The sequence below is a fragment of the Sphingobacterium sp. 18053 genome (assembly GCF_902706145.1).
Taxonomy (GTDB): Bacteria; Bacteroidota; Bacteroidia; order Sphingobacteriales; family Sphingobacteriaceae; genus Sphingobacterium; species Sphingobacterium paramultivorum.
The window spans coordinates 337,246-352,573 of sequence record NZ_CACSJW010000009.1; the positions used below are offsets into that span (position 1 = coordinate 337,246).

The following is a 15,328-nucleotide window of genomic DNA, read 5'->3' on the forward strand; positions in this document are numbered from 1 at the left end:
CATCGATCTACTACAACCGATCTTTCTTTTTGTAGAATAATATGCTAAATAATAGCATGATAATTACTGTAAATATACAACTTAAAACTATACTCAATAAGGTGTATTGGATGTGCTGGAAGGAAAAAGATTCCAAGAGATACAAAAATGTATGATGAATCAATGTTCCGAAAAAGATGTAGGAAAAGAACCAGCGAATATTCATGAACCCCAACATCGGGGTAAAAAAAGATTCGCGTTCTTCAACTTCGAGCGTAATTTTCATGAAGAAAATACGGAAGGCTGCCAATGCAACACAGGCTGCGGTATTGACACCAAGGGTATCATAAAATGAATCTACGGTAAGTCCTGTGAGAAATGCGATCAAATACACCAGGAAATTAGGTGTTCCTGTCGGAAGTAAAAAAATAAATAAGATATAGGGAAATGCAGCGACCAGATTGTAATAACCGATATTTTGAAATAGGAAAACTTGCATGCCTATCAAAACGATAAATCGAATAATATTAAATATTAAAATCCTAGCCATTGTCCTTTGTCGATTCTTCTAGTGTCTTTAATTCTTTATTTAACAGGTCTTTTACAACGTAGACATGTTGCAAGTTGGAGAAATTGGTGCTCAATAATAGTCTAAGATCCAAAAAAGCATCTCCTGAAGAAATACCCGTCTGAATGACCGTCCCGACAAAAATTCCTTTTGGAAAATGTCCTGAATATCCTGAGGTATACACTTTGTCTCCTTTGTTGACTTTGATATGGTTTGGAATTTCCTTGACCATTGCCGCGCGGTAATCCATGCTATTGCCCCATACCAACGAGCCGAAGACCTCGGTATGCCCCAGTGTAACGGATATACGCGTATCTGGATGCAATAGGGATTGAACTGTCGAGAAGTTTTGGGAAACATTCAAAACAATACCAACTACCCCGTTGGGAGCGATAACACCCATACCTCGCTCTATACCGTCTTTACTGCCTTTATCGAGTGTAATCGTATTTGCCTTTTGGTGAATGCTATTGTTGATGACATTCGCAATAATAAATTCGTAACGCCCAAACTCACTGCTATCGATTGCTGGGACAGGACCGATCTTGATGCTGTCAGTTGATCGATAGGCTTGTAAGTCCTTCCTTAATTGTGCATTTTCCTTTGCAAGTGCATCGTTAGTCTCCCCGAGGTGCAGATAGCTTTTCCAGGAATTGACCTTTGCATACAGGCCTCCGATGATACTATTTGAAGAATTTAAAACAGAGTTACGTTGGAAAGAATTGTTGGTGATCACCAAAAATAACGAGAATCCAAAAAATAGGATAAACCAGAAGAATGCATTATATCGTCTCAGGAATAACCAAAGGTTTCTCATTTTTTAATGTGGGTATTTAATAAGCAAGCGATATAATAGTTTTGCATATTATATCGCTCTTTAATAAAATATTGTTATTAATTATCGAACGTTATGATTGCATCAAAAATTTAAATCGTCCAATATTTTTAAGTGCAATACCAGTTCCTCTTACGACAGCACGTAACGGATCTTCGGCAATATGTACTGGAAGTTTAGTTTTCGCTTGTATACGACGGTCCAAACCACGCAATAATGCACCACCACCGGTAAGATAGATACCTGTTTGATAAATATCTGCTGATAATTCTGGAGGAGTGATTTCAAGTGCTTTTAAGATCGCCTCTTCAATTTTTGATATGGACTTATCTAGACAATGCGCTATTTCGGTATAAGAAACAGTGATTTGCTTAGGAACACCTGTCATCAAATCACGGCCTTGAACAGCGAAATCTGCCGGTGGTTCCTGTAACTCAGGTAGAGCAGCACCGACTTCAATTTTGATTTTTTCAGCCGTACGTTCACCGATCATGATGTTATGTTGTCTTCTGATGTATTGAACGATGTCAGAGTCGAAGTTATCACCAGCAACACGAATGGACTGGTCACATACAATACCCGATAAAGCGATGACAGCAATTTCAGTGGTACCACCACCGATATCGATAATCATATTACCCATTGGTTCTTCCACATCAATTCCGATTCCTACAGCAGCAGCCATGGGTTCATGAATTAAATAGACTTCTTTGGCACCCGCAATTTCTGCTGAATCGCGCACAGCTCTTTTCTCTACTTCCGTAATACCGGAAGGAATACAAACAACCATACGTAGGGAAGGGAAAAACCAGCTCTTACCATTGTTTACCAATTTTACCATACCTCTGATCAGGTGTTCAGCTGCCGTAAAATCAGCGATTACTCCATCACGCAAAGGACGTACTGTCTTTATATTGTCGTGTGTTTTACCCTCCATTTGCATGGCCTGGCGACCAATGGCGATCACTTTGTTTGTGGTGCGGTCAAATGCAACAATAGAAGGTTCATCCACTACTACTTTGTCATTATGAATTATTAGGGTATTTGCAGTACCCAAGTCAATCGCAACTTCTTGCGTAAACCAATTAAATAAGCCCATCTGCTAATCCTTAAGCTATTTTAAAATAATATGCAAACCTACACAAAAAAAATTAATCTTTTTGAGGTTATACATCAAAAAAAACTACATTCTGAAAGTAAATTCTATCTGGAAAAAACTGTCTTTAAATTTAACGAATATAATCTGTAATTCTTACGTCCAAGGTGAAGTTATTTTTAATTGGACGCCGTGTTAAAGAAGAATTAAGCAGGTGTTTTTGAAATCATTGACTGCGAGAAGAAAGAATCCAATCTTGAAAAGGTGGTTTTGACAACTATCTGGAGAGGGCTGTTGTTTCGAAGTGTTCCCACACTCCGCTATTACATCTTTTTGGCGAGTGGATTAAACAGGTAAGATAGGGGTAAAAAAACAGCGCCATTATCGTTTGGGATAATGGCGCTGTCGATGTATTGAAATAGTTTATATAGACTCCAATAGAAAGTTATTGCGCTGTTTCTGCCTGCTGTTCTTCCGGAGTCGGCTCATCATATTTGTGAAAGATCAAACGGACACCACTGTTTTTGGTGAAAAATTTGACCGACCAGTTTACGAATGTGATCAATTTATTTCTGAATCCATAGATGGACATCAAATGGACAAACATCCACGTCATCCAGCCAAAGAATCCATTGAAATGGATTTTTCCCATGTCAACGACAGCTTTATTACGACCTATCGTAGCCATGGATCCTTTGTCAAAATAGTTGAATTTCTCGGTTGGTTGATTGGACATTGTTTGAAGAATGTGTTTTGCAACATATGCTCCCTGTTGTTGTGCTACCGGTGCAACACCTGGTAAGCCACGAGGAAGATCATCTGTAATAAATGCCGAAACATCACCAATGGCATAGACAGCTGGCATATCGATAACACGGCATTGATCGTCTGTCTGTATACGGTTACCACGTTGGATAATCTCCTTTTTGAAACCATTCGGATATTGCCCAGCTACACCTGCTCCCCAGATAACCGTTTTTGTTTCAATGCTTCTGCCATCGGCGAAAGTAATTGAATTGCCATCATATCCTGTTACCTGAACATTTAATAGTATTTCTACACCCAAATCTTTGAGGTACTTTTCTGAATCTTTAGAAGATTTTTCAGATAAGTTAGCCAATACTTTTGGAAGTCCTTCAACCAGGTACACCGACATCTCAGATTTTTTCAATTCTGGATAATCTTTCTCAAGAACATTGTTTTTGATTTCTGCAATTGCCCCCGAAAGTTCTACACCTGTTGGACCACCCCCAACAATTACAAAATTCAAATTAGCCTTACGATCAGTAGGGTTTTCTATCCGTACCGCTTGTTCGAGGTTCTGTAAAACATAGCTTCGAATATTTAATGCTTCTTGTATGTTTTTCATCGGCAAAGCATATTTTGTGATTTGTTGATTGCCGAAGAAGTTCGTTGTAGCACCTGTAGCAACAATTAAATAATCATAGTCAAAATCACCAACATCTGTTCTTACAATCTTAGCCTCGTTGTCTACGCTTTTTACGTCAGCAAGTCTAAAATGAAAGTTGTCTTGGCCTTTGAACATTTTGCGGACAGGGAAAGAGATGGAGTCCGCTGAAAGAGTACCCGTAGCAACTTGGTACATCAATGGTTGAAAAGTATGAAAGTTATTTCTGTCCAGCAACAGAACTTCAACTTCCTTATTTTTAAGCTTTTTAGCAACTTCAATTCCTCCAAATCCAGCACCAATAATGATTACTCTTGGGAATTTTCTATTTGAACTATTGCTTGGCATATTTTTAATAGTTTGTTGTAAAAATTCGGTACAATCGAATTAAGCTGCAAATATCTTAAATTTTGACTCAAAAAGCTAAGAAATATTTATTTATTGTGCTGATATGTTGTGAATTTTATTGTAAAGTAGCTAATTCTTTCAACAATATGTTTTGTACTTATTTGATTTTTAGTTCTTTATGGTGAATATTGCTGTCTCAAAAAAAAATAGATTAATAGTGTTATCATTGTGTATTTTATACACAATGATAACACTATTGTAGCGCGCCTTTTATCTTGATTTTCATACCGTTGTTGTTATTATGCAGATAAAGCTGACAGGCAAGCCGGCTTTGATCATCGGCATCCGGAAGCGTATCCAGCATATCGAGCTCCTGATCACTCGCTGAAGGAAGCGTATCCAGGCCTTCGACAACTTCGACATGGCAGGTAGCGCACAGCGCCATACCACCACAAGTGGCCAATATTTCATATTCGGATGCCTTTAAAATCTCCATGAGTGAAAGATTGATATCGGTAGGAACCTCCAACGTATTTTCGGTCTCATCACGATCAATAACAGTGACTTGAATTAAATTATCGTCCATGGCTAGAATGTATTTATACCGTTTACAGTGGTGTATTTGAATGTCAATTTTTGATCTGGGTAGACAAATTTAAAAGCACTTTGACACATAAGTGCAGCCTCATGGTACCCGCAAAGAATGAGTTTCAGTTTGCCTGGATAGGTGTTGATGTCTCCAATAGCATAGATCCGCTCGATATTGGTTGAGTAATCAAACGTATTGACCTCTATCGCATTTTTATCGATATTTAATCCCCAATCTGCGATTGGACCAAGCTTCGGCGTAAGACCATATAAGGGAATGAAATAGTCTGCATCTGTTGCGATGACTTCTTTTTCTTTATTTGTTGTTTCAACATGGGACAAGTAGTCATTGCCATGAATATTGGTCAGATTGTGGGACAATAATAAGTTGATCTTACCCTGTTGGGCCAATTTGAAAACCTTTTCAGCGGAGTCCGGAGCGCCCCTGAAGGAGTCACTTCGGTGGATTAAAGTGACCTGTTGCGCAATATCTGCGAGATGGAAAGTCCAATCGAGCGCGGAATCACCACCACCGGCAATGACGATTTTTTTATCCCGGTACTTGGCTGGGTCTTTTACCATATAATCTACGCCTTTCCCTTCAAAGAGGTGAAGATTTGGAATTTCGGGCTTGCGCGGTTCAAAGCAACCTAGGCCCCCAGCGATGACAATGACCTGTGTATGAACCATCGTATGATCATTGGTTTCTACAATAAAAGAACCGTCGTCCTGTTTTGTTATATGTTCCACACGCTCGCCTAAGGTGAATGTGGGGTCAAAGGGTTTAATCTGTTCAAGCTGTTTATCGATCAACTCCTGCGCAGTGATACTCGGATAACCAGGAATGTCGTAGATAGGCTTATGGGGGTAGATCTCTGAAAGTTGACCGCCCACTTGGGGGAGCACATCAATCAAATGGCAGCGCATTTTTAAAAGCCCAGCTTCAAAAACTGCGAATAGGCCAACAGGTCCTGCTCCGATGATACAGATATCCGTATTTATCATAGCTATTCTATATTTAAATTGTTATATATTGTATTCAAAATCCTTGTGAAAGCTTCGAAATCTTTGTCCGCTAGATTTTCCCAGGCCTTCATGCGAATCTCCGTAACAATTGGCGTAAGCGATGCTACTTTTAATTTTCCTTCTTCTGTCAAATGGAGGTAGAGACTTCGACGGTCTGTTTCGTCAGTGATCCGCTCAGCCAGATTTTTTTTAAGGAGGATATCTACGATCCGTGTCAGTGTGGGCTGGTCTTTTCCGCAGCGCTTGGCCAGTTCTTTTTGTGAAAGTTGATCTGTTTCGTACAAAGCCTTTAAAATGGTCCATTGGTCTACAGTAATATCAAATCCTTTCTCGGCAAAAGAAGATTGGGCGAACTGTTTTACTTTCTTGGCTGTTTGGTCCAAGATGAAAGAGTAGCGGTCAAATTTTTCGTTTAGCATACAAATATTTAGTACAACAAATATATTTAAAATATTTAGTGTGACAAGTAATTTGAATGCAATAAAAAAGGGCGTTCATTCGAACGCCCTTTTTTATTTTATCAATATCAGCTATTATGGTCTTACGACTTCAGCTTTTTTAGCAGTATTACCTTCTGCCAAATGCTTTCCTTTACGTAAGTCATATACTGAAGGTGCAGCTAAGATAATAGATGAATATGTACCTACGATAACACCGATTAAGATCGCGAATGAGAATCCACGGATAACTTCACCACCAAAGATAAACAATACAGCAAGAACAAATACGATTGTCAACGATGTGATAATTGTTCTACTTAATGTCGAGTTGATCGCATGGTTTACGACATCGCCAAGATCTTCATTATGCGCATTTGGTTTCGATACGAATTCACGTAAACGGTCAAATACAACCACTGTATCATTCACCGAGTAAGCAATTACAGTTAATATCGCTGCTACAAAGTGTTGGTCAATATCAAGTGAGAATGGTACGATACCATCCAAGATAGAGAATAATCCCAATAAAATAATCGCATCGTGAATTGTTGCAATAGCTGCTCCAACTGAATATTCCCATTTATGGAAACGAATCAAGATGTAAGCTGCAACAATGATGATAGAGAAAATTGCTGAGCTGGTTGCTCTGGATTTGATATCAGTAGCGATACTTGGTCCAACTTTTTGAGACGAAAGAATCTCATGTTTATTGGACGCATCTACTTTCGATAAACCTTGGTTTAATTTGTCCAATACTTCTTTATCGGCAGTATCCGAAGTTTCTTCAATATGGTAAGTTGTTGTAATACGCAATTGATTGGCTGCACCGAATACTTTTACCTCTGTTGTTTTCTTGAAGATATCATCCAAGTTTGTACGCACAGCTTCTAAGTCCACAGGTTTATCATAGCGAACAGTATAAGTACGTCCACCTTGGAAATCCACACCTAAACTGAATCCTTTTGTGAAAATTGATGCAGCAGAAATTAACACAGCAACGATTGAAATCGCGTAAAAGATTTTACGTTTCTGCACGAATTTGAAGTTTGCGTTATGCAGAGTGTTTGCAGACCAAGGGAAAGAGACTTTGATTTTGAAATCTTTCGCCAACATCCATTCAAAGATAACACGTGTAACTAAGATCGCAGTAAACAATGAAGTAATAATACCCACCATTAACGTTGTTGCGAAACCTAAGATCGGACCACTACCAAATAAAAATAGGATAATACCAATTAAGAAGGTTGTGATCTGCGAATCCAGGATGGAAGGTAAAGCATGTTTGTAACCATCGGCAACAGCCTGACGGATCGATTTTCCTAAGCCTAGTTCTTCACGGATACGTTCATAAATCAAAACGTTTGCATCGACAGCAGTACCCATTGTCAATACGATACCGGCAATACCAGGTAGGGTCAGTACAGCATTTAAGGATGCCAATACCCCCATAATGATAAATACGTTTAACAATACCGCGATGTTCGCTACGATACCCGCAGTATTGTAGTAAGCGATCATAAAGATCATTACAACGATAATACCGATAACAGCAGAATTTACACCGGCGTCAATGGCAGCTTGACCTAAAGTAGGACCAACAACGGCTTCTTCAACGATTTTAGCAGTTGTCGGAAGACGACCTGCCTTCAATACGTTTGCTAAATCTTTGGTATCTTCTACCGTAAAAGATCCAGAGATTGATGAGCTACCATTTGGAATTTCACCGTTTACAGAAGGAGCAGAATAAACTACATTATCAAGCACGATAGCAATTGCATCTCTGTTTTGAGCTGCTTTTGCTGTAATTTTCTTCCATTGATGAGCACCTTCACTGTTCATTTGCATACCAACCACAGGTTGATTTTTCTCATCAAAGTTTGCTGTTGCGTCAGTGACCACATCACCTGTCAATACAGCACCATTGTCCTGTCCAGACCCCTTAATTGCATATAATGATAGTTGCTCAGGTGTTTTTTGTTCAGGTTTAACAGCCCATAAAAGCTTTAAGTTTCCTGGAAGGATTGATTTCACCTCAGGACGTTGCAAGTAAGCATTTACTTTTGCCGTATCTTTTAATGAAGCAATACCGACCATTGAACCTGGCATAAGTGCCATTTGTTGGTTTTCGCCCATATAAACAGCTGGACGTAATACTTCAAATAATGGGTTTTTCTGACCTAGATTTACAGCAGCACTGTCTTTCTTAGCATCTTTTTTACCACCGGTTAGATTAGACAATAAATCATCTGATTTTTTGCTCGTATCTGCAGCAGCATTTGTCGTAGCAGCTGGAGCAGCTTTTAACGTTGATGCTAAAGTTTTATCGATATTTTCCAGTATTGGATAAACTTCCTGGTTTGTATATGTTTCGTAGAATTCCAATTTAGCCGAACCTTGTAATAGGTTACGAACACGGCTTTCATCTTTCACACCAGGTAATTCGATCAAAATACGGTTTGTACCTTGTTGAATTTGAATGTTTGGAGATGCAACGCCAAATTTGTCGATACGTGTACGAAGTACTTTGTATGAATTTTGGATAGCATTGTCTGCTTCTTTTTGAAGGAATGATTCAACTTTGGAGTCTGAATCACCAGGTTTAATTAGAGCAGCGTTATCTTTTGTTGAAAAGAATGTCGAAAGTGGAGTTGTAGCACCGATGGATTTGTACTCTTCCATAAATAAAGCAACGACTGTTTTTGCACTCGTTTTGCTTTTTACCACTGCTTGCTCCAACGCTTTGTTGAATTTCTCATCTTTTGGATTGTTCGCCAAATTGCGGATCAATTCGTCCAATGAGATTTCCATTGTCACGTTCATACCACCTTTCAAATCCAATCCCAAAGCGAGTTCATTTGCTTTGGCTTCCCGATAGGTGTATTTTGCAAAACCTAAATTGTACACTACTTCACCGGCCATTGAGTCGAGATAGCTTTTCTCTTTCGCCAAATCTCCTTTGGCAAAATTCTCAGCATCTCGTTCCACATTGCGGGTCACCCAAGTAAATGATAGGGAGTATAGACACGCTAATGACACCACTATCACTAAAAGTTTAATCAGCCCTTTACCTTGCATCGTCTGTTATAATTGTATTAATTTTAATGTTAAATACTGTTTATGTAATTGATAATTAGTTCTCGTTTAATCACATTTTACCAAGAATGGCAAAGGTATAAAATTTTTGTAGAATGAAAAGTTTTATTTACGCCAATCAGGTCAATGGCATAAAAATAGGAGAATTGAAGAAAAAAAGAAATATTTATTGATTTTATTTATAAAAAAAGGTCCTGCTCAAAATAGAGAAGGACCTTTTATACTGTTTAGTTGTTTTATATTATCTCAATGTGTATTTAATACCAAATGAGAATGTTGACGCATGGAAATCACTTCCATGGTTTAATTGCCAATCTGGTTTCCAGTCAGCATGAAATCCAATTGGTGCTGAAGGAATTTTAAATTCCAAGCCTAATTGTGGTCTTAAGCTTATCGCTGTATAATTATCTCCAATATCAAAGAAAGTAGCCTGTGCACCAATACCTGCATACCATCCTAATCCAGCTGCTCCACGGAAAGGTCTAGCATGTTGCCAGTCAGCCCCTATTGCTACAACATGGTCGTCAAACATCACTTGTGCTTGACCGTTGTTAGCTCCTCCGATTGATTGTTTATATTGAACACCCCAAAGATCAGCGTGTTTAGTGCCATCAAACACAACACCAATTGCTGCACGTTGAGGAGATTGAGCTTTCGCTTCCTGTGCGCCAAATGCTAATGCTGCGACGGCAGCTAATGAGAGTAATGTCTTTTTCATAATTATCTTATCTTTATATTTTCATTAATTAAAATAACTTTTCGTGTTACCAAAAGCAAATAGCCTGCCAAAAAATGATAAAGGCTGGGACGTACCCTAAGTGAATGCTTAATTCATAACGGTTCTAATTTGTCTTCCGATTGTAATTTGTATCTTTTATTTTTTATTATTGCTTATTTTTCTTAAATTTGCCTGGCAAATAGAAAACCCAATACATATTTGCCATGCAATTAGATCCACAAAAATTCGTAGCAGAAGGTCTCACTTACGACGACGTCTTATTAATTCCAGCTTATTCTGAAATTTTACCCCGTGACGTTGATACGAGCACTTCGCTAACAAAAAAAATCAAATTAAATATTCCATTGGTTTCTGCAGCAATGGATACGGTAACCGGTGCTGATTTGGCGATTGCGATTGCACAAGCTGGCGGTATTGGTATGTTACATAAGAACATGACGATTGCAGAACAAGCTGCTGAAGTACGCAAAGTAAAACGTTCGGAGAGCGGTATGATTCAGGATCCAGTAACGTTATTGGCAACAGCAACTGTGGGTGATGCCTTCAATATTATGAAGGAACACAAAATCGGTGGGATTCCTGTTGTGAACGAACAAGGTCAATTGGTCGGTATTGTAACGAATCGTGATCTTCGTTTCCAAAAAGATATGAGCCGTCCAATCAACGAGTTGATGACTAAGGAAAATCTTGTCGTTGCTCCCGAAGGAACGGATTTGGTGAAAGCGGAAGAAATTCTTCAGAACGAAAAAATCGAAAAACTTCCAGTAGTCAATGAAGAAGGTATTTTGAAAGGCTTGATTACCTTTAAAGATATCCAAAAATATAAGCATTACCCCAATGCTGCCAAAGATAGTCATGGCCGTTTATTGGTTGGTGCGGCAGTAGGCGTTACTCCAGATACCCTTGACCGCGTTGAGGCTTTGGTGAAAGCAGGTGTGGATGTGGTCACAATCGATACGGCACACGGGCATTCTAAAGGTGTAATCGATAAGTTGAAATTGGTGAAATCGCAGTTTCCTGAGCTACAGGTAATCGTTGGAAATATTGCGACAGGTGCAGCAGCAACAGCTTTGGCTGAAGCAGGTGCAGATGCCGTAAAAGTAGGTATCGGACCTGGCTCAATTTGTACAACCCGTATTATTGCTGGTGTCGGTGTTCCTCAGCTTTATGCTGTATATGAAGTTGCCAAAGCACTTAAAGGAACTGGCGTGCCATTGATTGCAGATGGTGGTATCAAACAAACAGGTGATATTGCAAAAGCAATTGCAGCCGGAGCAAGCACAATTATGGCTGGATCTTTATTCGCTGGTGTGGAAGAAGCTCCAGGCGAAACAATTATCTATGAAGGACGTAAGTTTAAATCTTACCGCGGTATGGGCTCAATCGAAGCCATGGAAAAAGGATCTAAAGATCGTTATTTCCAAGACGTAGAAGATGATATCAAAAAATTGGTTCCTGAAGGTATTGTTGGTCGTGTTCCTTACAAAGGTACATTGGCTGAGGTCGTTTATCAATATATTGGCGGATTACGCGCTTCTATGGGATACTGTGGTGCTGCAACAATTGAAAAATTACAGGAAGCACAGTTTGTCCGTATTACAGGAGCAGGGTTGAGAGAGTCCCATCCACATAATATTTCCATTACAAAGGAATCACCAAATTATAACAGCAGAGGCTAGATGTTGCTTGGATGATATAAAAACCGATAATCTTGATTATCGGTTTTTTTTGTGTAAAAATATTAGCAAGATAGCCCCAGTGATCAATAGGAAATTTGTACTTTTATACCCTATTCTCAGGTTTTAAAATTTAAGGAGTTAATTTGGATTATTTAGCGGGTTTAAACCCTTCACAACGAGGAGCCGTAGAGCAAACAGAAGGTCCTGTGATGATTGTTGCGGGAGCTGGTTCAGGAAAAACACGGGTAATTACCTATCGTGTAGCACACTTGATTCGAAAAGGTGTTGATCCATTCAATATCTTGGTATTAACATTTACCAACAAGGCCGCCAAAGAGATGCGCGCACGTATCGTTTCTGTTGTTGGGAGCGAAGCGAAAAATATTTGGATGGGCACATTCCACTCGGTATTTGCAAAAATACTCCGTGTAGAAGCTGAATTGATCGGTTATCCCAGGAACTTTACCATCTACGATACGGACGATACCAAAAGTTTGCTGCGAGCAATTTTAAAGGAAATGAATCTCGATGATAAGCTGTATAATGTCAATCATGTGTACGGACGTATCTCACAGGCAAAAAACAACCTGATTTCACCGCAGGAATATAATAAGAATGAAGCCATATTGGCCGAAGATATTTCCAATGGTCGTGGTCAATTGGGACAGATTTATATGACCTATGCACAACGCTGTTACCGTGCTGGGGCAATGGATTTTGATGACCTCTTGTTTAAAACAAATGTCTTGTTAAATAAGCATCCAGAGGTACTGCATAAATACCAGCATCAATTTCGTTATCTGATGGTCGATGAGTACCAGGATACCAACTTCTCTCAATACCTTATTGTCAAACGCCTGGCAGCAGTCAACGAAAATATCTGCGTGGTAGGGGATGATGCACAATCGATCTATGCATTTCGTGGTGCAAATATTCAGAACATCCTGAATTTCCAAAAGGATTATCCTGATGTGAAGATCTTTAAACTGGAGCAGAATTATCGATCGACTAAGATGATCGTGAATGCGGCCAATTCGGTGATTGCGAATAATCAGAATCAATTGGAAAAAAATGTTTTCTCGGATAATGAAGAGGGCGAAAAGATCAAGGTTTCACGTGCTTTCTCTGACAATGAGGAAGGTAAGATCGTTGCTGACCAGATCATCGAAGAGAAATCGTTAAAAGGACTTAATTATAAAGATTTTGTTATTCTGTATCGTACCAACGCCCAATCCAGGGCAATGGAGGAGGCCTTACGCAAAATTAATATCCCCTATAAAATATACGGTGGTACTTCTTTCTATCAGCGCAAAGAAATTAAAGATCTGATCGCGTATTTCAGACTCACCTTCAACCCAAATGATGAGGAAGCACTAAAGCGTGTTATCAATTATCCACGTAGAGGGATAGGGGATACGACGATAGAGAAGATCATGATCGCTGCAGATCAGAATCAATATCGTATATGGGATGTTGTTGCAAATGCAGCCCAGTTTCTAGACGGACGTAGTGCAACTTCTGTCGGTGGTTTTGCACAGATGATACAGAGTTTTCAGGCTCTTGCCAAAAACAATAACGCATTTGATACAGCAATGCATATCGCGCAGCACTGTGGTATTCTGAAAGAATTGTATGAAGACAAATCTGTGGAGGGATTGGCACGTTACGAAAATATCCAGGAACTCCTCAATGGGATCAAGGAATTTTCGGAACGGGAAGATATCGAAGAGCGTGGACTTGATGTCTATATGCAGGATATCGCCCTGTTGACGAACGACGATAATGATAAAGATCCAAATGCTGATACTGTATCATTGATGACCATCCACTCTTCCAAAGGATTGGAGTTTCCGATCGTTTTCATTGTAGGCTTAGAAGAAAACCTATTTCCTTCCCAGTTGTCGTTGAATTCCAGGTCGGAATTGGAAGAGGAACGAAGACTTTTTTATGTCGCTGTTACGAGAGCTGAAAAAAAATTACTACTTTCGTATGCTACTTCGCGATATCGTTGGGGAACGCTGAATAACTGCGAACCCAGTCGCTTCTTGGATGAATTGAATCCGGCATGTCTTGCATTGGATTTTAAACCACGACAAACTTCTGCCTCAGCCGGAAGTTTTCAAGGCGAACGAATTGCATGGCAACAAAAAGACAGTGATGATACGTTTTCTAAACCTAAGCCTAAGCCTATGGTTAAAACGACATCAATACTGCCGAAAGCCCACAAACCTACTGCGGGTTTTGCTCCTTCAGATACATCAAATCTTCAAGTCGGCATGGAAGTTGAGCATGAACGCTTTGGATTTGGGAAAGTTGTTAATCTCGAAGGAAACAAAGGAGATATAAAAGCAACTATTTTCTTTAAAGAGTTGGGACAGAAACAATTGTTGCTTAAATTTGCAAAACTTAGAATAATTCAATAATAAAATACCAAAACGGCATCTTGATCGTTTAATTAGGTACTTATATTAGCTATATGAACTTTGACTACAACAGCACTAGACCAAAATTGATCCTTGCAGAATATGGTCGCAATGTGCAAAATATGGTAGATTACATCTGTACTTTACCCACAAAGGAAGAAAGAAATAAACATGCGCAGATTGTAATCGATATGATGGGGGTATTGAACCCACATTTGAGAGACGTGTCTGATTTTAAACATAAACTGTGGGATCACTTACAGATTATTTCTGATTTTAAATTGGATATTGACTCGCCTTATCCAATTGCTACAGCGAAAAGTGTGAAACACGAAGTTGAGCATTTGGGCTATCCGCAGCATTCCATTAGATTCAAGCACTATGGTTTTACCGTAGAGAAAATGATTGAAAGGGCTTTATTGGCTAATGACGAAGCCAAAAGAGAGCAGATGGTTATCGGTATCGCGAATTTTATGAAAATGGCTTACCTGACCTGGAATAAGGATTCTGTTTCGGACGAGTTGATCATCCAAGATCTAAAAGAGTTATCAGGTTATCAATTGACCTTGCCAGAAGGTACCGTATTGACCAAACTTGACTTTAAAACCCCGCCTCCGGGAAATCGCGTTAAAGGTCCGGCTAATAGTAATTCAGGCGGAAATAATAACAATAGCAATAATAATTCGGGTCACCAGTCGAAAGGTGGAGGCAAGCCTCGTATGACAAGTAACAATAACAATAATACGAAGCGCAATAACTACGGAAGCAACAATAACAGCTACGGAAGGGACAACAATAATAATAATAATAATAATAGTTACGGAAGGGACAACAATAACAATAATAGTTACGGAAGGGACAACAACAATAATAGAAACAGAAAGCCTCAGGGTAATTATAATAATAAACGAGGCTAGTTCTTAAAGATTTTGTTTAAAGAAGCAGGCAATTGCGAAGTGATTAACAGATTTCTTTACAATTGCCTTCTTTTTTTAAGAACCGCACTGCTTTAATAGGTAGCATGGTTCTTTGGCCTTCCATCTTTGTATGTTAGGGGAAGGCTAAATATCCCAATGCAAATACAAAAACAGGGATATGATACTAAG

12 protein-coding genes are annotated in these 15,328 nt (G+C 39.1%); 3 read left to right on the plus strand and 9 right to left on the minus strand.

Annotation, left to right across the window (positions count from 1 at the left end):
* Positions 1-10: 10 nt before the first annotated feature.
* The 9 genes from GVK91_RS21785 to GVK91_RS21825 form a co-directional block, all read right to left on the minus strand.
* Positions 11-529 (minus strand): hypothetical protein, encoded by a 519-nt coding sequence (locus GVK91_RS21785; RefSeq protein ID WP_046671817.1) that lies wholly within the window; start codon positions 527-529, stop codon positions 11-13.
* Complete coding sequence (gene mreC / locus GVK91_RS21790; RefSeq protein ID WP_070566004.1) at positions 522-1,364, minus strand: rod shape-determining protein MreC; 843 nt, start codon at positions 1,362-1,364, stop codon at positions 522-524. Before mreC ends, GVK91_RS21785 begins: the two co-directional genes overlap by 8 nt.
* A 91-nt stretch (positions 1,365-1,455) precedes the next feature.
* Entirely contained in the window at positions 1,456-2,481 is a 1,026-nt protein-coding gene (locus GVK91_RS21795; protein ID WP_046671815.1) for a rod shape-determining protein, read from the minus strand.
* Between the two features lie 442 nt (positions 2,482-2,923).
* Complete coding sequence (locus GVK91_RS21800; protein ID WP_159731309.1) at positions 2,924-4,234, minus strand: NAD(P)/FAD-dependent oxidoreductase; 1,311 nt, start codon at positions 4,232-4,234, stop codon at positions 2,924-2,926.
* 253 nt (positions 4,235-4,487) lie between these two features.
* Complete coding sequence (locus GVK91_RS21805) at positions 4,488-4,820, minus strand: 2Fe-2S iron-sulfur cluster-binding protein (protein WP_159731311.1); 333 nt, start codon at positions 4,818-4,820, stop codon at positions 4,488-4,490.
* A 2-nt stretch (positions 4,821-4,822) separates the two neighbouring features.
* Positions 4,823-5,827 (minus strand): NAD(P)/FAD-dependent oxidoreductase, encoded by a 1,005-nt coding sequence (locus GVK91_RS21810; protein WP_153847710.1) that lies wholly within the window; start codon positions 5,825-5,827, stop codon positions 4,823-4,825.
* Between the two features lie 2 nt (positions 5,828-5,829).
* Complete coding sequence (locus GVK91_RS21815) at positions 5,830-6,267, minus strand: MarR family winged helix-turn-helix transcriptional regulator (RefSeq protein ID WP_159731313.1); 438 nt, start codon at positions 6,265-6,267, stop codon at positions 5,830-5,832.
* A gap of 114 nt (positions 6,268-6,381) precedes the next feature.
* The gene (secDF, locus tag GVK91_RS21820) at positions 6,382-9,363 is read right to left on the minus strand and encodes a protein translocase subunit SecDF (protein ID WP_159731315.1); all 2,982 of its coding nucleotides are present in this window, start codon (positions 9,361-9,363) and stop codon (positions 6,382-6,384) included.
* A gap of 259 nt (positions 9,364-9,622) precedes the next feature.
* Positions 9,623-10,099: a hypothetical protein gene (locus GVK91_RS21825; protein WP_120333382.1), complete on the minus strand. Its 477-nt coding sequence runs from the start codon at positions 10,097-10,099 to the stop codon at positions 9,623-9,625.
* A 224-nt stretch (positions 10,100-10,323) separates the two neighbouring features.
* Between GVK91_RS21825 and guaB the strand changes: the two genes are divergently transcribed.
* The 3 genes from guaB (at position 10,324) to GVK91_RS21840 (ending at position 15,139) form a co-directional block, all read left to right on the plus strand.
* Positions 10,324-11,799, plus strand: coding sequence for an IMP dehydrogenase (guaB, locus tag GVK91_RS21830; protein ID WP_153847707.1), 1,476 nt, complete (start codon positions 10,324-10,326; stop codon positions 11,797-11,799).
* A gap of 143 nt (positions 11,800-11,942) precedes the next feature.
* A complete protein-coding gene (locus GVK91_RS21835; protein WP_159731317.1) occupies positions 11,943-14,222 on the plus strand; it encodes an ATP-dependent helicase in 2,280 nt (759 codons plus the stop codon).
* Positions 14,223-14,275: 53 nt separating this feature from the next.
* Entirely contained in the window at positions 14,276-15,139 is an 864-nt protein-coding gene (locus tag GVK91_RS21840; RefSeq protein ID WP_159731319.1) for a DUF4290 domain-containing protein, read from the plus strand.
* Positions 15,140-15,328 lie beyond the last annotated feature (189 nt).

Excerpts from the sequence above, each read along its gene's own strand:
- GVK91_RS21800 (WP_159731309.1), bottom strand. The coding sequence starts at position 4,234 with ATGCCAAGCAATAGTTCAAATAGAAAATTCCCAAGAGTAATCATTATT.
- guaB (WP_153847707.1), top strand. The coding sequence starts at position 10,324 with ATGCAATTAGATCCACAAAAATTCGTAGCAGAAGGTCTCACTTACGAC.
- GVK91_RS21795 (WP_046671815.1), bottom strand. The coding sequence starts at position 2,481 with ATGGGCTTATTTAATTGGTTTACGCAAGAAGTTGCGATTGACTTGGGT.
- GVK91_RS21825 (WP_120333382.1), bottom strand. The coding sequence starts at position 10,099 with ATGAAAAAGACATTACTCTCATTAGCTGCCGTCGCAGCATTAGCATTT.
- GVK91_RS21785 (WP_046671817.1), bottom strand. The coding sequence starts at position 529 with ATGGCTAGGATTTTAATATTTAATATTATTCGATTTATCGTTTTGATA.
- GVK91_RS21805 (WP_159731311.1), bottom strand. The coding sequence starts at position 4,820 with ATGGACGATAATTTAATTCAAGTCACTGTTATTGATCGTGATGAGACC.
- GVK91_RS21815 (WP_159731313.1), bottom strand. The coding sequence starts at position 6,267 with ATGCTAAACGAAAAATTTGACCGCTACTCTTTCATCTTGGACCAAACA.
- GVK91_RS21810 (WP_153847710.1), bottom strand. The coding sequence starts at position 5,827 with ATGATAAATACGGATATCTGTATCATCGGAGCAGGACCTGTTGGCCTA.
- secDF (WP_159731315.1), bottom strand. The coding sequence starts at position 9,363 with ATGCAAGGTAAAGGGCTGATTAAACTTTTAGTGATAGTGGTGTCATTA.
- GVK91_RS21840 (WP_159731319.1), top strand. The coding sequence starts at position 14,276 with ATGAACTTTGACTACAACAGCACTAGACCAAAATTGATCCTTGCAGAA.
- mreC (WP_070566004.1), bottom strand. The coding sequence starts at position 1,364 with ATGAGAAACCTTTGGTTATTCCTGAGACGATATAATGCATTCTTCTGG.